Source organism: Vibrio sp. K4 (genome assembly GCF_051122595.1).
Lineage (GTDB): Bacteria > Pseudomonadota > Gammaproteobacteria > Enterobacterales > Vibrionaceae > Vibrio > Vibrio owensii.
In genome coordinates this window covers 1,339,876-1,362,831 of the sequence record NZ_CP178577.1, presented here as the reverse complement: position 1 = coordinate 1,362,831, position 22,956 = coordinate 1,339,876, and the positions used below count along the sequence as shown (strand labels likewise).

18 protein-coding genes are annotated in these 22,956 nt (G+C 45.1%); 7 read left to right on the top strand and 11 right to left on the bottom strand.

The features are described from left to right. Positions 1 to 168 precede the first annotated feature (168 nt). From gnd to ACLIIY_RS06310, 6 genes are all read right to left on the bottom strand, one after another. Positions 169 to 1,617, bottom strand: a complete 1,449-nt coding sequence (gnd, locus tag ACLIIY_RS06335) for a decarboxylating NADP(+)-dependent phosphogluconate dehydrogenase (protein WP_005442184.1) — start codon at positions 1,615 to 1,617, stop codon at positions 169 to 171. 40 nt (positions 1,618 to 1,657) lie between these two features. Then, positions 1,658 to 2,374, bottom strand: a complete 717-nt coding sequence (gene pgl, locus ACLIIY_RS06330; RefSeq protein WP_434528333.1) for a 6-phosphogluconolactonase — start codon at positions 2,372 to 2,374, stop codon at positions 1,658 to 1,660. Then, complete coding sequence (gene zwf, locus ACLIIY_RS06325) at positions 2,371 to 3,873, bottom strand: glucose-6-phosphate dehydrogenase (RefSeq protein ID WP_038894102.1); 1,503 nt, start codon at positions 3,871 to 3,873, stop codon at positions 2,371 to 2,373. The genes pgl and zwf overlap by 4 nt, the downstream gene beginning before the upstream one ends. A 617-nt stretch (positions 3,874 to 4,490) precedes the next feature. Continuing rightward, positions 4,491 to 5,177: a response regulator gene (locus ACLIIY_RS06320; protein WP_258491678.1), complete on the bottom strand. Its 687-nt coding sequence runs from the start codon at positions 5,175 to 5,177 to the stop codon at positions 4,491 to 4,493. Beyond that, the gene (locus tag ACLIIY_RS06315; protein WP_434528332.1) at positions 5,174 to 6,793 is read right to left on the bottom strand and encodes an ATP-binding protein; all 1,620 of its coding nucleotides are present in this window, start codon (positions 6,791 to 6,793) and stop codon (positions 5,174 to 5,176) included. The genes ACLIIY_RS06320 and ACLIIY_RS06315 overlap by 4 nt, the downstream gene beginning before the upstream one ends. 257 nt (positions 6,794 to 7,050) lie before the next feature. Further along, positions 7,051 to 8,238, bottom strand: a complete 1,188-nt coding sequence (locus tag ACLIIY_RS06310; RefSeq protein ID WP_434528331.1) for a MalY/PatB family protein — start codon at positions 8,236 to 8,238, stop codon at positions 7,051 to 7,053. A gap of 565 nt (positions 8,239 to 8,803) precedes the next feature. Here ACLIIY_RS06310 and ACLIIY_RS06305 point away from each other — a divergent pair. From ACLIIY_RS06305 to ACLIIY_RS06280, 6 genes are all read left to right on the top strand, one after another. Then, positions 8,804 to 9,031: a hypothetical protein gene (locus ACLIIY_RS06305; RefSeq protein ID WP_010648656.1), complete on the top strand. Its 228-nt coding sequence runs from the start codon at positions 8,804 to 8,806 to the stop codon at positions 9,029 to 9,031. A 150-nt stretch (positions 9,032 to 9,181) separates the two neighbouring features. After that, positions 9,182 to 10,597: a TolC family protein gene (locus tag ACLIIY_RS06300; RefSeq protein ID WP_434528330.1), complete on the top strand. Its 1,416-nt coding sequence runs from the start codon at positions 9,182 to 9,184 to the stop codon at positions 10,595 to 10,597. 3 nt (positions 10,598 to 10,600) lie between these two features. Beyond that, on the top strand, positions 10,601 to 11,581 hold the full coding sequence (locus ACLIIY_RS06295) for an HlyD family secretion protein (RefSeq protein WP_434146440.1): 981 nt from the start codon (positions 10,601 to 10,603) through the stop codon (positions 11,579 to 11,581). A gap of 18 nt (positions 11,582 to 11,599) precedes the next feature. Further along, entirely contained in the window at positions 11,600 to 12,787 is a 1,188-nt protein-coding gene (locus ACLIIY_RS06290; RefSeq protein WP_434528329.1) for an ABC transporter permease, read from the top strand. Further along, the gene (locus ACLIIY_RS06285; RefSeq protein WP_434528328.1) at positions 12,784 to 13,935 is read left to right on the top strand and encodes an ABC transporter permease; all 1,152 of its coding nucleotides are present in this window, start codon (positions 12,784 to 12,786) and stop codon (positions 13,933 to 13,935) included. Before ACLIIY_RS06290 ends, ACLIIY_RS06285 begins: the two co-directional genes overlap by 4 nt. A gap of 429 nt (positions 13,936 to 14,364) precedes the next feature. Continuing rightward, complete coding sequence (locus ACLIIY_RS06280) at positions 14,365 to 15,783, top strand: hypothetical protein (protein WP_434528327.1); 1,419 nt, start codon at positions 14,365 to 14,367, stop codon at positions 15,781 to 15,783. Positions 15,784 to 16,296: 513 nt separating this feature from the next. Here the strand turns inward: ACLIIY_RS06280 and ACLIIY_RS06275 are convergent. Continuing rightward, the gene (locus tag ACLIIY_RS06275; protein ID WP_434528326.1) at positions 16,297 to 16,776 is read right to left on the bottom strand and encodes a DUF1456 family protein; all 480 of its coding nucleotides are present in this window, start codon (positions 16,774 to 16,776) and stop codon (positions 16,297 to 16,299) included. Positions 16,777 to 17,240: 464 nt separating this feature from the next. Further along, positions 17,241 to 18,071, bottom strand: a complete 831-nt coding sequence (locus tag ACLIIY_RS06270; protein ID WP_434528325.1) for an NAD-dependent epimerase/dehydratase family protein — start codon at positions 18,069 to 18,071, stop codon at positions 17,241 to 17,243. Positions 18,072 to 18,222: 151 nt separating this feature from the next. Between ACLIIY_RS06270 and ACLIIY_RS06265 the strand changes: the two genes are divergently transcribed. Further along, a complete protein-coding gene (locus ACLIIY_RS06265; RefSeq protein ID WP_434528324.1) occupies positions 18,223 to 19,104 on the top strand; it encodes a LysR family transcriptional regulator in 882 nt (293 codons plus the stop codon). 189 nt (positions 19,105 to 19,293) lie between these two features. Here ACLIIY_RS06265 and ACLIIY_RS06260 read toward each other — a convergent pair whose 3' ends face one another. The 3 genes from ACLIIY_RS06260 to msrP all read right to left on the bottom strand — a co-directional run bounded on the left by ACLIIY_RS06260 (position 19,294) and on the right by msrP (position 22,837). Next, positions 19,294 to 20,802 (bottom strand): DUF3360 domain-containing protein, encoded by a 1,509-nt coding sequence (locus ACLIIY_RS06260; RefSeq protein ID WP_434528323.1) that lies wholly within the window; start codon positions 20,800 to 20,802, stop codon positions 19,294 to 19,296. A 416-nt stretch (positions 20,803 to 21,218) separates the two neighbouring features. Then, positions 21,219 to 21,836 carry a protein-methionine-sulfoxide reductase heme-binding subunit MsrQ gene (msrQ, locus tag ACLIIY_RS06255; protein ID WP_434528322.1) on the bottom strand — a complete coding sequence of 206 codons (618 nt, stop codon included), beginning with the start codon at positions 21,834 to 21,836 and terminating at the stop codon, positions 21,219 to 21,221. Then, positions 21,833 to 22,837, bottom strand: a complete 1,005-nt coding sequence (gene msrP / locus ACLIIY_RS06250; RefSeq protein ID WP_005446028.1) for a protein-methionine-sulfoxide reductase catalytic subunit MsrP — start codon at positions 22,835 to 22,837, stop codon at positions 21,833 to 21,835. The genes msrQ and msrP overlap by 4 nt, the downstream gene beginning before the upstream one ends. Positions 22,838 to 22,956 lie beyond the last annotated feature (119 nt).

Here is a 22,956-nt window from a genome sequence, read left to right as displayed (position 1 = left end):
ATTTTAAGGAGAGTGCTGAAAGGTTCTTCTCCATTTGTGAGAACTGCGTTTGACTTCAAATCATTGTGAAACTGTTAGTTTTAGTAGTATCTCTCTCACGAATTGCAGGTAATAAAAAAGGATGCCACTTGGGCATCCTTTTGCTTTGATCAGTTTACTGACTTTGAATTAAACGTCGTACGTTGTAGACGCTGTGTCGCCGCCTGTACCAGTCCAGTTAGTGTGGAAGAATTCACCACGTGGACGGTCAATACGCTCGTAAGTGTGAGCTCCGAAGTAGTCACGTTGAGCTTGAAGCAGGTTCGCTGGTAGACGAGCTGTTGTGTAACCGTCTAGGAAAGATAGCGCAGAAATCGTACATGGCATTGGAATACCAGACTCTAGAGATTTCGCTGCTACTTTACGCCATGCTGCTAGGCTGCCTTGTAGGATGTTTTTGAAGTACTCATCAGAACCTAGGAATGCGATATCTGGGTTCGCTTCGTACGCATCACGGATGTTGCCTAGGAACGCAGAACGAATGATACAACCACCACGCCACATTAGAGCTACGTTACCGTAGTTTAGGTCCCAACCGTTCTCGTTAGACGCTTCGCGCATTAGCATGAAGCCTTGAGCGTAAGAGATGATCTTAGAAGCTAGTAGCGCTTGACGTAGTGCATCAACCCACTCTTGCTTGTCGCCTTCAACTGGAGTGATTGTCTTACCGAATAGAGACTCAGCTTCAACACGTTGGTCTTTCAGTGCGGATAGACAACGAGAGAATACAGACTCAGAGATAAGCGTTAGTGGAATGCCTAGGTCTAGTGCGTTGATACCAGTCCATTTACCAGTACCTTTTTGGCCAGCTGTGTCTAGGATCTTCTCAACTAGAGGCTCACCGTCTTCATCTTTGTAGCCAAGGATGTCAGCAGTGATTTCAACAAGGTAGCTGTCTAGTTCAGTCTTGTTCCAGTCAGCGAATACTGCTTGCATCTCGTCTGCAGACATACCAAGACCGTCTTTCATGAACTGGTAAGCTTCAGTGATAAGCTGCATGTCACCGTATTCGATGCCGTTGTGTACCATCTTAACGAAGTGACCAGCACCGTCGTTACCAACCCAGTCACAACATGGCTCGCCAGCGTCAGTTTTTGCAGAGATACCTTGGAAGATTGGCTTAACCGCTTCCCAAGCTTCAGCCGCACCGCCAGGCATGATTGAAGGACCAAAACGTGCACCTTCTTCACCACCAGATACACCAGTACCGATGAAGTGAATGCCTTTCTCACGGCAATGTGCTACGCGACGGTTTGTATCTGGGTAGTTAGTGTTACCACCGTCGATGATGATGTCGCCTTCGTCTAGAAGCGGAATTAGGTTGTCAATGAACGTGTCAACAACGTCACCTGCACGAACCATAAGCATCACTTTACGTGGTGTTTCTAGCTTCTCTACTAGTTCTTCTAGAGAGTATGCACCGATGATGTTTGTGCCTTTCGCTGGACCTTCCAGGAACTCGTCTACTTTAGCAGCAGTACGGTTGTGAGCCACAACTTTAAAGCCGTGGTCGTTCATGTTTAGGATAAGGTTTTGACCCATTACAGCAAGGCCGATTACACCGATATCACCTTTCATTGTTTCTCTCCAATTGTCTTTTATTCGACCAGCGGCCGCATTAAGCGATTTTTGCCGCTGCGTCTAAATCTAAATACCATTCCGTCAGACCCGCTTTCGCTTGGATCTTCGCTGCCGGATATGGAAGTACGCGTGCTGGTGAGCTGTTAATCTCTTCGATAATGTCTGCTTTACCAGCGCCAAGTACCAAGTAACTGATGCGCTTCGCTGCTTCTAGTACGCGTGCCGTTTTTGATACGCGAATCTGACCAGACTCAGGATGAGACGCCAATACTGATAGGTTCTCATCATCGTAGTTTGTCTGACCTGGGAACAGCGATGCGGTATGACCGTCTGCGCCAACACCAAGTAAGATCCAATCAAACACAGGAGTGCCATTTTCAGTTGGAATCACTTCTGTCATCTCTTTCGCAAAGCGCTGTGCTTCAGCTTCTGGCTCGTCTTCACCACGAATGCGGTGGATGTTCTCAGCAGGAATGCTTACTTGGCTAAATAGTAGCGTATTTGCTTCACCGTAGTTGCTTTCTGCATCATCAGGAGCAACACAGCGCTCATCACCCCACCAGAAGTGCAGGTTTTGCCACTGAATTGACGTCGCGTAAGCTTCTGTTGCCAATAGCTTAAACAGCATTTTAGGTGTGCTGCCGCCAGAAAGAGAGATGTGAACAGGTCGGCCCATTTCGCTAAACGCTTTCATGTCGTTAGCAAGGCTTTCTACTACCTGCTCTGCTGTTTGGTAGATCTTATGGTTGATCATAGTTCGCAGTAGTCCGTATCTGTTAGGTTTTTACAAGGGAAGCGCCATGCGCGGTTAGCTCGCTGTAGCAAGTCGTCCGCTTCTTTTGGTCCCCATGTACCACATGCGTATCCGAATAGCGCTTGTGGGTCTTGCTTGAAATCTAGAATTGGTTGCACGTATTTCCAACACGCTTCAACCGCATCGCTACGAGCAAATAGCGTTGCATCACCGTTTAGGGCATCAAGTAGTAGACGCTCATAGGCAGTTAGCATTTGGGTTTCTTGCAGATCAGCATAGTGGAAGTTCATTTTCACTTCCTTCGCTTTAAAGCCTGCGCCCGGCTCTTTCAGACCAAAGCTCATTTGAATGCCTTCGTCTGGCTGAATACGAATAATCAGCTTGTTCTCTGGTGCGTTTTGACCAAACACTGGGTGTGGTGTCTGTTTAAAGTGGATAACCACCTCAGTAACGCGAGTCGGTAAACGCTTACCTGTACGTACGTAGAAAGGCACGCCATTCCAACGCCAGTTGTTGATGTAAGCTTTCAGGCCGATGTAAGTCTCAGTACGAGAATCGTCTGCTACGCCGTTCTCTTCACGGTAACCAGGAAGTTGCTGACCACGAACTTCAGACGCCGTGTACTGACCCAATACAAGGTCGTTGCGAAGTGCGTCTTCATCCAGTGGTTTAAGACACTGAAGTACTTTCACAACTTCATCACGCATCGCGTCAGCATTGATTTGTGCTGGTGGTTCCATACCAACCATTGCCAGTACTTGTAGCAAGTGGTTTTGGAACATGTCGCGCACCGCACCTGAACCATCGTAGTAACCGCCACGCTCTTCTACGCCTAAGAATTCTGCGCCTGTGATTTCCACGTAATCAATAAAGTTACGGTTCCACAATGGCTCAAACATAGCGTTAGAGAAACGAAGTACAAGAAGGTTTTGAACCGTTTCTTTACCTAGGTAGTGGTCGATACGGTAGATTTGATGCTCTTGGAAGTGCTCGTGGATTTCTTTGTCCAACGTACGCGCTGATTCAAGATCGTAACCAAAAGGTTTCTCAATGATCAGACGTTTCCAACCATCTTCCTCGTTGTTCAGGCCGTGTGCTGCAAGGCTTGCAGGGATCACGCTGTAAAGGCTTGGTGGCGTCGCAAGATAGAAAAGCGTATTACGTTGTTCGAATTGGTATTCGTCTGCCAGTTGGTCTAAACGAGTCGCCAACTTGCTGTAATCTTGTGTGTCAGAAGTATTGATTGCTTGGTAATGCAGGTGGTTGATAAATGCATTAAGCGTTTCTGGCTCAGTTTTCTCCATTTCCTGAAGCGATTTTTTCAGCTTTTCGCGGTAAGAATCGTCGCTATATTCAGTACGACTTACGCCAAGAATGGCAAAATTCTCTGGAAGCTGTTTGTTCGCATAGAGGTGGTATAGAGCAGGAATTAACTTACGGTATGTAAGATCGCCTGAAGCACCAAAAATAACGATGCTGCTGTTTTCTGGTATTACCATCATCTTTCCCTTAAAAACGAGGTACTTATTGTGTGCCCGGATACGGCTAAAAGGATTGAGCCAACCCTATCAATGGCACCCCAAAATAGAAAATTGGTCTTACCTATTACGTTGATAGGTAAAGCCTATAGTCCCAAATCACTGCAACTGCTGAGCTCCTTAAACATAGTCTGGATTTCAACATTTGTAGGTCGTTTAGAACGCTTATGTCTCTCGAGTACAACCTTGCACTCTGCGGAGGAGATTTCCGACACGGGGGCGTATTGTCTACGACTATTTGATTTACATCAACACTTGGCGGTGCAAACGTTTAAATAATTTACACGGTACGCAACAAAGCATTGAATAATAAGAAGTAATCAATAACCTTTCGAGAGTTATAAAATTTAAGCAAAAACTCTAAATTGAAGAATAAATGTTCAAATTTGCAATCCATTACATAAGTAATGCGATTCAGTTGGAGTTTACTCCTCAATTCGCAACTCGTTGAGAATGATACCTAATGAATTATAACCGAGCGTTCTATCGGGAAGTAGGCAGGGAGATAGTGGTTAATACTTAGAAATGAAAGGATGGCTAGACAAAAGCCACCACTTTATGAGTTAAAACGACAATGATTACCTTATCACTTTTTTATAGCTGCGCTCTGGTCGCCCTACTGTGCCATAGTTTAAGTCGGCTTCCAGTTCACCCGAACTGATCAGGTATTCAAGATAACGTCTGGCAGTTGTTCGGCTAGCACCAATCTGCTCGCCTGCTTCGTCTGCTGTAAACATACCTTCTCCAACAAACAAAGCACGAATCTTGTCTAAAGTTACGCCATCAATCCCTTTTGGTAAGCGTTGTGGCGTGTTGTCTGATCCTGTATTTGATTGCAGCATCTTATCAACCAAGTTCTGGTCTAAGCTTTGTGCCACGTTCAGCTGTTGACGTTGAGAGATGTACTTTTGCAATGCCGCCTCTAATCGAGGGAACATAACGGGCTTGAGTAGATAATCAACGACCCCGCCTCGCATCGCTTGTTGAAGCGTATCTACATCTCTCGCCGCGGTAATTAAAATCACGTCGCAAGTTTGATTGTTTGAGCGCAGCGTATTGAGAATCTCCAAGCCCGTTCCGTCTGGTAGATAAACATCCATTAGTAACAGGTCTGGTTTAAGGATCTCTAGCTGCATTTCTGCTTCCATCCGTGTCGTTGCAATGCCCACCACTTCCAAACCGGAGAGTTGGCTCAGATACTTGTGGTGAAGCTCTGCAATGGCAATATCATCCTCGATGATCATGACTCGCGTTGCCGTATTCATACTTGTTCTTCCTTAGGCAAATACACGGTAATTCTCGTTCCATGTTCTGTATTTGGTAGCATCTCAACATAACCGTGATAACGCGTCGCCAGTTGATTCACAAGGTGTAGCCCTACCCCTCGATTCTGACGCGACTTGGTTGAAATGCCCTTTTTCAAGAGCTCTTGTGGCTCAATGTTTTCAGGTAGCCCACAACCTTGGTCGACCACCTCTAAAATAACTTCGTTTCCGTAATCACTGATCGAAACATCAATGCCGCGACGCTCTAGAGCAAATGCAGATTCAACACGAATAGCAGACAAAGTCGCGTCAAATGCGTTATCGACAAGGTTGCCGAGAATGGTCACCAAATCTTCGGCGTTGAGCCATTCTGGTAGCGGCTCTAAGCGACTGCCTTCTTCGACCACCAGCTGCAAACCAAGCTCCCGTGCACGTTCTGTTTTGCCTAAAAGCATGCCAGCGATAAGCGGATCTTTAATGGTGTCTCGCAAGAACTCAATCATCGCTTGGTAATGCGCTGTCTCTTGTCCAATAAGCTGCTGCACCGCTTCTAGCTCACCCATTTGAACCAAGCCGCTAATGGTGTTGAGTTTGTTTCGGTGTTCATGCGTTTGTGAGCGAAGCAAATCCGCGTACTCTTTGGTTTGCGAGAGTTGCTCGGTGAGTTCGTTGATTTCATCACGCAATCGGAAACTCGATACGGCACCGACGATTTTGCCATCCACAAAGATCGGTGAACGGTTTGCGATCAAGCGTTTGTGATTGAGGAAGATCTCGATGTCGTGATCTTCTTGTCCTGTTTCTAACACCGTATACAAATCGCTATCTCGGAGCGTATCGGTCAACGGTTTGTTGAGCGCGGCTTCTCGTTCAATACCCAGAATTTGGCATGCGCTACGGTTGATTGAGCGTAATACACCTTGCGCATCAACACTGAGCACCCCTTCTTTTATGGTGCTCATAGTCACATCCAATTCACCGTATAAGCGACCAATCTCTTCCGGCTCAAAGCCCATGATCGCTCGTTGGAACTTACGTGACGCATAGTTAGAGACCACGGCATTGGCTGCAACCACAACCAGTGCCATTACAATCAAAAAGGCAAGAAACGGCTCGATTCGATCTTGTAGGCGCTCCAAAAGATAACCGACAGAAACCACCCCTATAATGTTGCCTTGCTGGTCAAAAATCGCCGCTTTACCACGAACGGAATAGCCCAAAGAACCTTGAGCCGTTGAGATATAGGACTTCCCTTCCACCAGCGCTCTCTGGTTATCACCGCCTTTCATCGGCTTGCCAATACGTTCGTCGACCGGGTGAATCAAACGCACGCCATTTTTATCGCCGATAACAATAAACGCAGCACCTAACGCATCGGTCATTTCACGAAATCGCTGTTGGTATGGCTCAGGGTTTTGAGATTCGATCATCTCGATGACGATATGAGATGTCGATAAGAAACGCGCCACACCTAGTGCTTTCTCACCCATCTCTTGTTCTTGGTCGAATTTAAGGTAAGTAAAGCCCGCAGCCACAAGGATAAGAAGTTCAATCAAACCCGATAACGTCATAATAATGAGCATACGCTTACGAAAGCTGATCGAAGTCCAACTCATTGATACATCCCTTACCGTTGCGAACATTCCACGTCACTGTGAAGACTCATTCTAAATTAACACTGAGTTAACAATGAGGCTTTTACTAAATGACAAATCTGTGAACGAACGAAATGATCTCGTGTGTTTCCGATTAATAACTAAGCGAGCAGAAGCACAAGCACTTCAAAAGTGGGAGAAAAACTTGATGGAATAAAACGTAGAAACAGAAAGATAAGCGGTCAGGCGATCATGCATCTCACCTGACCTTGTTGGTTTTATCGAGAAGCAAAAACGCGCTCTAAACGATCCAGTGCTTCCTGAATCACCGCAGTCGGACAAGCCACATTCATACGAATAAAGCCGCGTCCCATTTCGCCGAACATGCTGCCACCTTCGAGAACCAAGTGCGCTTCATCAGCCAGTAGATTAAGCAAGTCCGCTTCTTCTAACCCAAACTCTGAGAAATCTAACCACGCTAGATAAGTCGCTTCAGGGACATAGAATTGGATTTTTGGAATGCGTTGCTCAATGAAAGACGCCATCAAAGCCAAATTCGTGTCGATTACGTTCTTGACCTCTTCCACCCACTGCTCTTCTTCGTTGAATGCAGCAATCGTCGCGTCCAACGCAAACGGAGACATGCCTACCTTTCCTGTGTAATTGTTCAATGTCTCCCTATGCGATGCGTTCTTGATGACCAAGTTCGTAATATGCAGCCCAGCGACGTTAAACGTTTTGTTTACCGCCGTTGCAATGATGGTATTTTCGCTGTGCTCCAAGTTAAGGGCAGAAGTAAACGAGTTGTCTTTGCGAATCAAATCCGCGTGGATTTCGTCCGAGAAAAACAGCACATCGTTGTCTGCACAAATCTTGAGAAGAGACTGTGTGACCTCCTCAGGCCAAATATTGCCCGTCGGGTTATGCGGGTTGCAGTAAATAAAGATCTTGTTGTTCGGGTCTTTGCACTTTTCTTCAAAATCCACCAAATCGATGCTGTATTGGTTGTTCTGATCTTTGATCAGATGGTTTCGCACGACTTCACGGTTGGTCTCTTGAATCTGTATTTGGAACGGGTAATACACCGGAGGCTGAATAATGACGCCTTCCCCTTCTTTACTGAAGGCTCGAATCACATTACGAACTGCAGAAACGGTTCCCGCACTGTACACAATCCAGTCCTGCTCAATCGACATATTATGACGTCGACCATACCAATTGATGACGCTGTCATAATAAGGTTCAGTCTGCTGTGTGTAACCCAAAGTGCCTTGCATCGCTCGATTAGTAAGTGCGCGAGTTATTGCTGGCGCGCACTCAAAATCCATATCCGCCACCCAAAGGGAAATGGTGTCATCGTAATAATTCACCCCTAAAAAATCTTTGACTATCTGATGGTTTGTCTTTGCAGCAAAGCTGTTTTTTCGGTCTAACGTTGTGGTGAAATTATAAGAATTCGTGGTCATGAAGCTGGTACCTTTAGCGCTTAAAAATGAGAGAAGCGAATAAATGCAATGGGATTACTTGAGTCTAATCTAGCGACCATTGTTGATTAAAACTCTGACACCCCGCAAAAAAACAGCAACGTTTTCAACTTGCGTGAAACGGCACAGCTCGGAGTCTTCGTCACTTTGAATCACGGCGCGTTTAACCGTAGTCTCAACGCTCAATTTATAGCCGCCATGAAATATCAAAAACAAATCATATCGCCAGCCAAATAATGTTGTTATTTATTCAACATCATACATAAATTGCCATCCAAATCTTGAACATGATCACACCAATTTGAGCGGTTTTTGAGGCGTTTTTAGACTTTCCGTCGTATAATTTTTAGTCAAGAAGCCTCATAGAGCTTCGAACAAAGAAAGCAGCCAACTGGAAGTCTATTTAACGCTCAACACTTGCGTCAGAAAATTTGAAGACACATTGATAAAAATACAAATACTGACCGTAGGACAAACACTTAGACACCATCTGCACTGCAATAACTATAAACAGAGGTGCTTTTATAGTTAGAAGGAACACCAAAACATGGAACGCGATACATTTGGAATTTGCCTGAATAAGGCCATGCTGTCAGAGAATATGTATTCAACGTTTACACACGTCAGAGCTTATGAAAAGAGTGATGCTAGCTCCGCTGATCTTAAGGTGCTGCTGTCATTCCCACAGATGAGTGGTAAAGACTTGCTGAATACAATGCGAGGTTCTCGTCAGCTTGAGTGGAGAGCAGAATTTCACTGCCCTTCCATGAAGTGAAACAGTAGAAAACACGTAATAACGCTGCGCCCAACTAAGCCCCACTTAATTGGGCGCAACATTTCTCCAACAATTCTTTTATCCAATCACTTAACACCTTCTAATGAATACTTTATATTAGAGCTAATACTCTAAAGCAAAGTAGCCACTATGAAACAAACCGGAAAGTTCTGGATTTTGGGCCTTCTCAGCAGCTCGATTTCCCTTGCCTGTCACTCAGCTCCCATCACATTCGATGATGCATGGAAATTGTTGTTAGAAAACAACTATTCCCTTAAAGCGCAACGTGCCAACGTAGAAAGTTATGAATACCAACAAAGCGCGACAGATAACCTCAACTTACCGCAAGTAAGCATCGGCGCGAACTACACGCGTTTAGATACGGACGTCACCTTGTCCGGACAGCAGATTCTCGATAGCACTGGGCAACACATTAGCGTGCCACCTGTTTTCCAACCTATTTTTAGTGCGCTTGCGAATACCACATCGACGATCACTGAGCGTGACATCTTCTCCTCTTCTATTCGTGCTATCTGGCCAATCTTCACTGGTGGTCGAATCAATGCCGCTCAATCGGCAGCAGAAGGTAAAACGGACGAGGCAAAAAGCCAGCTCGCGATGGAGCAACAAGCTCGCTTCGAAGATCTCTCTAAATACTACTTCTCCGTTGTTCTAGCAAAAGAAGTATTAGCAACACGCCAAGCAGTAGAGAAAGGCTTAACTAAACACCGCGACTTTGCGATTAAGATGGAAGAACAAGGCCAAATCGCCCGTGTTGAACGCCTTCAAGCCGAAGCCTCATTAGACAAAGCCAAAGTCGAAACACGCAAAGCCGCCAGTGATTTGAGTATTGCGCAAGCGGCTCTAGGAAAGATCTTAGCGCAGAACGATTCTGTAGAGCCTTCAGAAACACTGTTTATCAACAGTAACCTGCCGCCGTTGAACGCATTTGTTGATCAAACACTGCTGACCTACCCGGGCTTAGATTTGTTGGATGCCAAACACAAACAAGCATCAAGCTTAATCAAAGCCGAGAAAGGCAAATACTACCCAGAAGTTTACCTATACGGTGATTATAGCCTGTATGAAGATGACTCTCTTGCCAGCCAAATGAAACCGGATTGGTTAGTTGGTGTCGGTGTAAATATTCCGCTTATCGAATCCACTGGTCGCAGCGAAAAAGTAAAAGCGGCGCAAAGCATGGTCACCCAAGTCGATGCACTAAAATCACAAGCGAAGCAAGATTTGTCACTTCTGGTACAAAAGACCTACCTAGAAGCACAACAAGCCATTGATGAAGTGCAAGGTCTAGAATCAAGTATCGCCCTTGCAGACGAAAACCTACGCTTGCGCGAAAAAGCCTTCACTCAGGGCTTATCGTCATCTTTGGATGTGGTCGACGCGCAACTGTATGTCGCCAGCGTAGAAACACAGCAATCAGCGGCACGTTTCCGTTATCTGATTTCTTTAACCAAACTATTAGCACTGAGCAGCGAAATGAACAGCTTCGCTCAATACCAACACACTGCTTACGTTCCAGCATCAGCATCCAAAGAGGCAAAATAAGTCATGGCAGCAAAATCTCTAAAACCCGCTCTACTATCACTTTGCGCTTTGGGTGTCGCTTCTTGGGTTGGTTACCAGTTCTACCAAGCGTATCAACCAGAACCAGCACGTCTACAAGGGCTGATTGAAGCGCAGCAATATAGCATCTCTTCTAAAGTCCCAGGTCGTATTGATGAAGTCATGGTGCGTAAAGGCGATGATGTCGAAAAAGGTCAGTTGATCTTCACCCTTCATAGCCCAGAAATCGAAGCAAAACTGGAGCAAGCAAAAGCGGGTGAAAAAGCCGCAGGTGCACTGGCATTAGAAGCAGAAAAAGGCGCACGTGAGCAACAAATTCAAGCCGCAAAAGACCAATGGTTGAAAGCGAAAGCGGCGGCAGATTTGATGGAAAAGACCTACCAACGTGTAAACAACCTTTATAAAGATGGTGTAGTTGCAGAGCAAAAACGCGATGAAGCGATGACGCAATGGCAAGCTTCTAAATACACCGAAAGCGCAGCGTTCCAAATGTACAACATGGCGAAAGAAGGCGCGCGTAGCGAAACCAAAGTCGCTGCAGCAGAGAAAGCACGCATGGCGGCTGGCGCAGTAGCGGAAGTAGAAGCGTACGCAAAAGACACGCAAATCTTCAGTTGGTTTGATGGTGAAGTCTCTCAAGTTCTCCTACAAAGTGGTGAATTAGCTCCGCAGGGCTTCCCGGTTGTGACGGTTATTGATACTCAAGATTCTTGGGCAACACTGAACGTACGCGAAGACTTGCTCAAACACTTTACCAAAGGTACGACCTTTAAAGCTTACTTACCCGCACTAGATAAAAACGTTGAATTTAAAGTGACTCACGTTGCTGTGATGGGCGATTTTGCCACATGGCGCGCGACAGACGCATCAAAAGGTTTTGATCTTCGTACATTCGAAGTGGAAGCTCGCCCTACCCAACCAGAGCCTGAGCTACGCATGGGCATGAGCGTTGTAGTTGAGCTGTAATCGCGCTGGCCTAAGACTATGACGATTCAAATCTCACAACGACAAATCCTACGGCGCGATAAGTGGTTATTATCTTGCCTGACATGGGTGCCGATCTTATTGGCCGTCACTATATGGGGCGTGTTCTCGGCAGGTATTGCCAGAGATCTCCCGATTGGTGTGGTTGATTTGCAGCACTCGCAATTGTCACGCAAGATGATTCAGTCTCTTGATGCCTCTTCCACTCTTTCTGTTGATTACCACTACACCAGTTCAACAGAAGCGAAGAACGCGATGATAGAGGGTGATATCTACGCTTATGCTGTGATTCCCCCTCAATTTGACCAAGACATTCTTTTGCATCGACAACCGCAGCTATCTGTCTTCTTTAACAGCCAATACATTTTGGTTGCCAAGTTGATTAACTCAGCGGTTGCGCAGTCTCAAGGGTATTTTGATGCTCAGCTAGAAACCATGGGTAACCTAACAAAGGGCAATACCACAACACTTGCAGCTATTGGTCAAGCCGTGCCTATTTCGACTCAGATTACAGCCTTGTTTAACCGCAACACTAACTACGCTCAGTTCTTGGTGACAGCGATTGTTCCGGCGATCTGGCAGATCTGTGTCGTGGTCAGTACCATTTTGATCCTCGCGGCGCATTTTCGTCTTTATGGAAATGGCAACAACAGCTTCGCGTTCTTAGGCGATCGCCCTTTCACTCGACTAAGCAAAATTCTAAGCCAGTACATTCCTGTCTTTATGGCACAAAGCGCACTGTTCTTAGTCTGGTTTTATGTGGTGCTTGATTGGCCGATGGAAGGCAGTTATTTGGTGATGTTGCTGGCACAGTTCGTAACGACTATCGCATGCATCATCATGGGGGCATTGTTCTTCTTCCTATCGATGGACCCAGCACGTGCAATGAGCTTTGCTGGCGCATTTACCGCACCGAGCTTTGCATTTATGGGGATAACCTTCCCGGTTTCCGACATGAACGCGTTAGCGCAAGCATGGCGAGGCTTATTACCAATTACGCATTACATCGAAGTTCAAGTGGATCAAGCAAGCTACGGCGCAAGTGCGGCACAATCTATCGGCTCACTCTGGCCGATGGTTGGGTACATTATCCCGCTACTGATGACGGCGGCTTTATTGGCAAAACATCGCAACACAGCTTTGTTAAATAGCTCGTCCTCAACAGATAGCAAACAGGAGGCGGTATGACACTGTGGCAACTGATTAAAACAGAACTTCGCTCAGTGATGACCAATCCTGTGGTGGTACTGACCGTCTTTGGTGGCGTGGTGTTTTACTCCTTCTTGTACCCGCTTCCGTACGCGCAACAAACGCCGAGAGAACAGCCGATTGCGATTGTGAACCTCGATGGTAGCCAAACCAGCTTAACCCTAGAGCGCATGGTCGACGCGACGCCTCAGGTTAAAGTCGTGACGCGTTTACACACGATTGCCGATGCAAAACAAGCATTCTTAAATCGTGAAATCACTGGCTTCTTGGTGATTCCAGAACACTTCTACAAAGACTTGATGCTTGGCAGCAGCCCGACTCTGGCTTATGCCGCTGACGCTTCTTACTTCTTAGTGTACGGCACAGTCGTCGAAGGTTTGGCAACAGCAGGTGGTACGCTTGGCGCTCAAGTTAAAGTAAGCAAAATGGTGATTGATGGTGTACCACTGAGTATGGCGCGCCATGATTACTCCGCGATTAAACTGAACATGAAGCCAACTTTCAACCCAACCATGGGCTACATCGAATACGTGGTGCCAGCGGTGTTTGTTCTGATCCTTCAACAAACATTGATCATGGCAGTCGGGTTGCAAACCGGTACTCAGCGCCATGGTCGCGGTTATTGGTCTCAGGTGCCAACGGGCGCTCTGCTACTTGCCAGAACCTTGGTCTTCGTCGCTATCTACTACCTACTCAGCGCCTACTACTTTGGCTTCAGTTTTGAACGCTTGAACGTCAACCACGTTGCCAACGCAGGTGAGCTACTCACCTTGTTATTGCCATTCTTACTTGGTTGTTGTGGTTTAGGTTTATGGCTCGGATACTTGCTACCAAGACGCGAGCTGGTGACATTGGTTGTACTGGTTAGCTCAATGCCATTAATCTTCTTAGCTGGGTTTATTTGGCCGGTTGAGTCGATCCCTGCACCACTGCTTTGGTTTGCAGACTTGAGCCCGAGCACTTGGGCAATCAAAGGCTTTTTAGCACTCAACCAAATGGGCGCAACGTGGCAACAAGTAGCTAAACACTGGACTGCTCTTTGGGTTCTGACCGTACTTTGGGGCGGCGTTGCTTACTGGATTGCCAAACGCAATACCAAGCCAGTGGTAACAGAAAGCTTAGGTTAACGGCTTTTCATCCAATTAAGAAAGGGGCTCACGTAGCCCCTTTTTGTTTGCTCGGATATTCTAGTAACTGAGTTGAGTAGAAGAGTTACTGGCTCGTTTTTGGACAGAAGCTTGTCAGCGTATTTCCTTAATTGGCATCTCACGGATAATCTCAGGTATTACAAACCTCCCTACTTCACTCTGCCACTGCACCAATCAGCTAGTTTTTATATCTAACTCATGGAGCGTCTATAGTTTCACGCTATGACGCGTTACTTGGAATCGTCGCGTGAGACAGTTTTGTGCCTTAGGTGAATCTAAGGCTCTCTTACAATTGGAAATTTCAGAAAGTAAGCTTATGTGATTTTACTCATAAAAAGGCTGTTTCAGATAGGATAAGTTAGTCCCTACTTGAAGAGTTAAACTTACTCCCTTTTTGGTGTATATCAGATGGCAAAAATAACTAAACCGCTTCTATTTTCAAAACACTTTGGGATAGATGAGCAAGAACTAAAAAATGTGGGATTGATTGACCCGTTCTTAAATGTAGATACTCAACTATTTATTGATCCTGTTCTCTTAAAAAAGTCGCGCTTTGAAGAGGTATGTGTAGAAGGATACAATCAATTTTGCAATCATTTCTCTAACTATGTTCGACTTTTAACTATTTCAGAGAAAGAAGGAGATGCTGCATGGAAAGGGGCTCGCAAATTACTCGACTTAAGTGAGCCTGCTCAAACTGGGCTTGGTTATGGTGGAAGCAGTCGTAGTGGTAGTTCGAGGCCAGAGGAAATTAGAGAAACAATGATTCGCACTGCCAAAGAGATTGTTGACTTGGGTGCTAAAGACCCTGAAATGGTGTCACTGATGGGTTTTTTCGAAGAAAATGTAGGACCAGATACTATAAGTGATTTTACCACAAGGGTTATTCTAGATAGTCTAATTACAATCACACACAACTTCTGCCTAGCTCATAACATTCCTATGGAGTCATCCCAGCTATCTAACGGATTTGACCTTCCTATGTACGATGGGGCGCCGATACTCCTTGTTCCACAAGATATCGTGCGCGACCTTCCTATTGCTAATGACTGGTCTGATATCGAAGTTGCTGCACTTCAAAACAAAGAGATCCGCGAGCGAGTGAATAAGTATCTTGCAGATATCGCTAGGCCGACAGTAGCAGAACGAAAAGCTGCTCTAAGAGATGCAGCTTTAGGCTCATCTGAGTCCTTTCAACATTTCCTTGACTCCGTCAAGGAGCATGCTGATAACTATAATGCTAATGAAGATGCATTGGGTTATTACAAACTTAGAGAACTCCTTCGAGGCAACCAGTCACAGTACGTCACGCAAAATCTGCCTAACATTTATCATAGCCCTGAAAATTTGAAGAAACTTGTTTTGCTAACTATTGAGCAATTCAAACATCATGTCGAAAACGGGAACTTGTGGGAAGAACTTTGGATTGAAAATAAGCCTAAAAAGGAGCGAGCTGCACAGTTAATGTACTTTGCAATAGCCGACTGTTTTTGTTCAGCAAACAATGTTGACGTCTCCCCTGAAGCAAATATGGGGGGAGGTCCGATCGACTTTAAGTTCTCTGTAGGTTACGACGCGAAAGTTTTGGTAGAGATGAAGCGTTCTAGTGGCACAGTCAAGCATGGTTATGAAAAACAACTAGAAATATATAAAGATGCATCGAGGACTAACTATGGCATATTTGTAGTTATGAATTATGGTGACTTGGGTAACAAGCTTAAGCAGATCAACGAAATTAGGGAACGTAGGCTTAAGAGTGGTGAATCTGCCTCAGATATCATTGTAATCGATGCAACCCCAAAGATTTCTGCGAGTAAAAGAAAATAGTTGTATGCAGAAGCGAAGATTGGTTGTTTGGGGGAAATTTACCCGTCGTTTAGCTTTCTACTAGGTGCATTAGATAAATTAAGTTAAAGAGGAACGTATAGAAATGTTCCGAGTATCAACTCTAACACCGAAAGGGGCAAAATTTGTGTTACTGATGGCGTCAGTCGTGACCCTGCTCGCATGACCAAAAGTATGGAAAAACTCTATATACGTGGCCAGTTTTAGTGAATCACTACAAGATGTTTAGAATAGCTTGACCAGAATAGAGCCCCCTAACTGACTTAAGGTTTTAGCTTGGGTTTATCTTGGTAGGGGCATAGGGGGCGGTGTTTGTCTTGATTCTAAAAGCCGACCAGATTTCAGCGTGGTTTGTTAGGTATCTACTGAAGAGAGACAAGGAGTAGACGTGATTGTGGAGCTCTAATATCGGTCTTTAACATGATAAAAGCGAGTAACCAAATGAAATGGTTCTCGCTTTTTTAATCAATTACCACGTTCGATTCGAGATATAAATTACCCAGTAAACTCTTCAGAATCGGGACGATTGGTAAACTGCACACCATTTAAGAAGTCGCACAGCAGTTGGTCTTCACACTGTTTGTAGTTTTTGTTGTTTGGCTTGCGGAAATACGCACCAATTTCGTATTTACTTAAACTAATACCAACCACTTCTAATACGTCCAATACATCTTCTGCTTTCATGTCTAGCGCAATGCGCAGCTTCATGAGAATCATGTTGTTGGTCAACGCGACTTCTGGCTTAGGTTGCTCGCCGTCTTTTTTGCCTCGCTTGAGGTTAATAAAGCCATTTAAGAATACCGCTAACTCTTGATCCTTCATCTTAATGCTAGATTTGTCGCTTTCATGTTTTAACCAGTTTGCCACTTTATCGTGAGCCACAGTGACTTCGGCCTGCCCGAAAGCTTTCATTATCTGTGCGTTTTTAAGGTTTAACGCGTGTTGGATACGACGTAAAATTTCGTTGTTAGTCACTAGGGATTCCTAAAATGAGTTTTAAGGGTGAATAAAAATCCATCAATCACATGCGATCTGTGGGTGTCTTTATTCAATAGCGTAGTTGACGGTGACTCTAACAGAGAACACGTTTCTTCGGTAGGTTAAAAAATGGAGATAAGACGGCCTATTCGAACTAGTTGACGAAGTTGGTAAGACCCCGACTTTCATAGACAATATGCTGATTAGAAGAAGTAGTTCAAACCATCTCACTGTGATTTGTGAGGTTGAACGTTACTGGCAAGGAATGTGGCAGAAACGGTTTAGAACAACAGAACTAAACCGTTTCTATCAGGTTTAAAAAAGGGTCTTCAAACTATAAATCGTACTATGAGCTTACCTAACGAAAGCTTGGGATAATTGCTGGTATCCCTGGTAGTAAACCAACCAACGCCATTACGCTCGTTAGTCCTATATCAGTCCCCCGCGAAGACGTAGAATTATTACGTTTTTATTCTTGAATATGTACTCAAGTTATCCCAAAACAGCGACTCCTTTGCTGGGTTTTTCTCTGTACAAGCGCTAGGCTCGCTCTCGACTGCAAAGCTCATATTCCAAGCGTCAAAAGCATCTGCTTTCGGGTCATAACCAAGAGACTTTTTAGTTTCAGTAATGTCCAACCTCTTAGAGCGATTATTTGAGATTCCATGAGCGATGATGAAAGGTTCACCCTTTAATTCAGACTCAATGCTACTTATTAGCAATGAGCAGAGATCTTGCGGTTCACTCCATGCACTCAAATCTCGTGAACTCATTTGTCTCCACTCCTGCTGATACTCAAAAGCACCAATTCGGACAGCGACTACCTCAATATTTTTTTGATACGCATAGTAAGCACCAAGTGCTTCGCCAAAGACTTTGCTGACACCGTATAGATTCTTAGGACGTGTCGGCATATTCTCTTTTACTTGAATATCAAGCGGATAACCTTCGATTGTTTGCGCGCTACTCGCATACACCACGCGATCAACTCCACTTTCATACGCACTTTGAAAGATGTTGTAAGCACCAACGATATTGGCAGGTAGTAAGTGCTTGAATGGCATATCAGGAGAAGCGAGCCCGGCCAAATGAACCACAACATCGATATTATTCTCTTGAAACACTGAACGAACAGCAGCTAAATCACTAATATCTAACTTTATTCCTCGCTCATCATCGACACTCAGATCTGCGAGGAGCAATTTGTAATCAGGTAAAAAGTCGTCGATATACTTTACCAATGCAGAGCCAATTCTGCCGTTTGAGCCCGTAATTAAGATTGTTTTCGACATTTATATCCTCCGATAAACAACACTATCGTTGTTTGCACGTTGTGCTTACTCAACAAGTTCTTTTAGTTTGGAACTTGAGTTTGTGCTTTCAATTTGGAGATAGACTAATTACCATGTTGACATTAGTAAATTGACATAATTTAATACCGATATGAAAAACGCTAATATCAGTGTAATGATGTTGAAGGCATTAGACTCACTTCGAGAGACTGGCAGTATTAGTCGAACAGCAGAGCATCTTCATGTAACGCAAGCTGCCGTTAGCCATGCGGTCAAAGCTATTGAAACGGTTATCGAGACACCCATAGCGGTACGCGGTTCAAGAGGTGTTACTCTCACTGCCGCTGGGTTAGCTGCAAGCGAATCAGCAACCATCGCACTGAGCGCCATCAACGATATATTGAAACTAGCCGGCTCATCTATTTCCGGCACAGTGAATGTGGCAGCAATCAATTGCGTGTCTCGAGTCATCCTTTCTGAGATATTGGTGAATGTCCGTAGAACGCACCCAAATCTAGAGATCAACTTATTTACTGGCACAGACCAAGAAGTAGAACAGTGGGTAAAAGCGGGAATTGCAGATATTGGAATCGCATATAACATGGATCCGACTTGCAGTGAGTTACTCTTTGAGGATGAGTTTTATTTTATTACCCCCTATGGTCAACCGAAGACATCGATTGTCGACTTAGTGAGTTTGAATGATAAACCGATTATTGTGTCTTCCTCTGGGTGTGAAATATTTATACAGGAGTTATTTGATAAGCATCAACACACGCTGAACATAAAAACGACGGTTTCAGACACTGCTGCACTGTTTTCTATCGTAGCCTCTGGGTACGGCACATCACTCATCCCTGGTTTAGCTTTTCCTGATGATTGGAAGAAGCAGGTCTCTCGGCTACGTGTTTCACCAACATTGCGTTGCGAGTTGAGGTTGATGTGTGCAGCAGATAAAAGTGAGCATGACGAAGTTCGAACATTAGTTGATCAAATTCGGGAAGTAGCGAAAAGCAAGCATCAGTTGATTTGATATGAGCGACCATAGGAGGTTGGCACAAGAACAAACGGTCGCCTAGGTTAGAGGATTAATCCAGTATTATCTCATCAATTCTGTTCTAACTCGAAATGGGACAAAAAACGGTTTAGTTCAACAGAACTAAACCGTTTCTATCAGGTTAGAAAAAGGTTCTTCAAACCATAAATCGTACTATGAGCTTACCTAACGAAAACTTGGGATAATTGCTGGAATCCCCGGAAGTAAGCCAACCAACGCCATTACGCTTGTTAACACAACAAACATGATGCCAGGCAACACCCAACGGCTCATTTTACTCAGTTCCCCACTACGTTCTTTACAGCCGACTAAGCCTAAGTTATCTAGCAGCATTGTGAGAGACCAGCCAAATGCAGGGTTCACGAGTGCCGAAGAAAATACAACAATCGCCGCCGATTGCGTGGTTTTACCCTCACGCGTCATTTCCATTCCTGCTTCTAGCAAAGGAACAAATACCCCAACAATGAGCGCAACACAAAGTACAGGTTGCCAAATCGCTAAGTCCATTGGGTAACCCCAAACTGCGGCGATGATACAAAACAGCGCAGTTAGCAAAGCACCGGCAGGAATAGGACGTTTAGCGATAGCCGCCGGAACGATGTAAGTCCCCCACGAAGACGTAAAGTTAGTACCACCAAGCAAAGAGCCGAACGTCTGACGAATTGACGCTGTGGTCATCGTATCGTCGATGTTCATATGTACTTTCTCTGTACGTGCTGGATAGCTGATTTTTTGGAACACTTGATGCCCTAAGAAATCTGGCGACCACATAGCTACGGCCAAAATGGCAAAAGGCAGCACGACCATGAAGTGTTCAATCGTCGGTAAACCTAGCATCCAACCTGTATCTTCTCCCCACCAATACATTGGGTTCATATTGGGTAAGCCGGGCTCGGTTTGAAAAGAAAACGGCGCGCCCATGGCAAAAGCTAACGTACCGCCTAGCAAGCAACTAAGAGGGACAGCTAACCAACGCTTACGAAAATGTTCCAGTAGTGCATATAAAATAATGGTGCAAAAGATCACGACAAAAGCGATGTGACTCATCCCTATTCCCTCTGCCCAAGCGAACAGCTTTTTCACTTGAGAGACGGTTCCAACAAAGCCTAGGTAAAGCAGCAAACCGCCACACACGCCTTTACTGGTGAGATTTGCCAGCATACTGCCACCTTTACTGATGGCTAACAGTATGCCAAAAGCACCAATCAGCAGACCAAAGGCCATAGGGTGCCCACCAGCAGCAACGACGATAGGGATTAATGGGATCAGTGGGCCGTGTGTACCCGCGAGGTTTGCGGTCGGCAGTAGAAAGCCTGAAAAAAGAATTATGAAAACAGAGGCGATGAGCAGTTCATAACGAACATTTTCTAAAATAAAGCCTTCATTCAGCCCTAGCGCTCCGGCAAAGGTTGCTGCGATGGCTCCCACCATAACGACTTTACCAATGGTCGCGGCCATCGCTGGAATGGTGTCTTCTACCTCGAATCGATAGTCTTTAAACGGCAAATTAGGACGCCAACGTTTAGGCGCCATGATTTGCAACTCGTGCTCTAAATATTGTTCTCGGGACTCAAATTCCGAACTTGGTTTATGTTGTTGTTCATAAGTGAGTTCATCCTCACTGGCTTTAGGCTTATCTGTTCCAATATGTACGGACTCTAAAGTGCTGCTCATTGTGATTCCTTTCGTTCACACTCTAAGGTGTGTTTTTCCAACCAACGTTGTTTACTCACTAAACGAAGATTAAGCGAGTCGTTGTCTATAAATTCTCTGCTACGAGAACTCGATGACTGATCTTTATGAACTCTTAAAATTCAGTTGCTAGTACCTTATACCAAACGAAAAAATACAAATAGTCTCAGGTGGTTAGACATTAGTCGTAGGGTTCGGGCTAATGGTATGAGCGTTGTCGTGGGATTTGATTGACCTAGCCTAAGGTCTTTGGCGAGAGCGAACGAAAGGTGTGGAAGCGTGGTGAGCCAACAGCAACAGAAGGCTTGGGTTAGCGGCTTTTTATCCAATGAAGAAAGGGGCTCACGTAGCCCCTTTTTGTCTGTTGATTCATTTATCGCAATTAGTCTAACAGCGCATCAACTGGATAACATTTTTCGAAACACTCGCTGCTTCAATGTCTTCCAACGCACCAGCAACAAACCAATGGCGATTAGGATATAGATGGTTGGCTCTGCTACCTCTGACTTCACCGACCAATAGAAATGAATCGGCGCAAGTATCGCGGCCAAGTAAACCCAGTTATGCAGCTTTTGCCATTTAGGCCCCATCTTGCGTTGAATGGATTGAGTCGAAGTTACCGCCAGAAGCAACAAGATTACCCACACTGCTGCACCAACGGTCAAGTAAGGGCGTTTGACGATTTCAGAAGCAATTAAGCTCCAATCTAACCCTAAATCAAGCACCGCAAACGCAACCAAATGAAGCACTGCCCAGAAAAAGCTGTAGAGCCCGAGTAGTCTCCTAACTCGAACTAACAACCCTTGCTTGGTCCAACGTGCAAGCGGAGAAACCAGTAAGGTAATAAACAACGTATTAAGCGCGCTAATACCCGTGTAATGAATGATGCCTTGAACGGGATCGCCACCTAAGTTGTCAGTATTAATAGCAATGACCAGCAGACCTAAGAAACCGAGAGAGACAAGGTGGATCAGGACTTTAAGCGCAATGATGTGTTTTGGCGTCAGCTTTCTCAATAGAACTTCCTCAGATCCATATTCTTATAGAGATGCGCCACCTCTTCCTCGTAGCCGTTAAACATCAATGTTGGCTGTCTGCGAGTGCTGAGTACACTGCCCTCACCGATGAAACGCTCGCTTGCTTGGCTCCAGCGTGGATGGTCAACATTCGGGTTCACATTAGCGTAAAAACCGTATTCATTCGGCGCTAAACGATTCCACGTTGTTGGCGGCTCTCGGTCAGTTAAACGAATTCGAACAATAGACTTGATGCTCTTGAAGCCGTACTTCCACGGTACAACTAAGCGAAGCGGCGCACCGTTTTGTGGCGCAAGCGTCTTACCGTATAAACCCACAGAAATCAGCGCGAGCGGGTTCATTGCTTCATCAAGACGAAGCCCCTCGACGTAAGGATATTCAATACTGCTAAACGAGCCTTGGGCTGGAAACTGTTTCGGGTCGTAGAGGGTTTCAAACGCTACGTATTTCGCACTACTTTTTGGATCGGCCATTTTGATGATGTCCGCTAAAGGAAAACCAATCCAAGGAATGTTCATAGACCACGCTTCCACACAACGTAAGCGATAGATTCGCTCTTCTAGTGTGAACTTGTTAAAGATGTCATCGTAGTCGAGCTTAATTGGGTTATTCACCAAGCCATCGATCTCAACCGTCCATGGGTCAGACACAAATTCAGAAGAGTTTTTCGCAGGATCAGACTTATCGGTACCAAACTCATAGAAGTTATTGTATTTCAAAACCTTGCTCTCGGGAGTAAGAGAAAGATCCGCTTGATACTGCTGTGGCTTAGTCACACTAAGGTCAATTCGATTGTCTGAAACTGGCTTTTCCTTTGACGAGAAGATATCCAAAATACCTGCTTGTGCATTCGCGGCGAGTGGCATGCCGACTACCGCAATGCCTAGCTTTTTCAGTATTTCGCGACGCTCTTTATAGACGGACTCTGGCGTCGCTTCGTTTTCAGATAAAGCCCAGCGATGATTCTTCTTAATCCACATAATCTTCCCCGAATGTGTTCATACTGTAGTAAATAGCGAACTGGTAATACGTTGATTAAGACAGACCGTAGCAATGGCAGTTCTATTTCATAGAAAACGAAAAACCGATATGCATACGA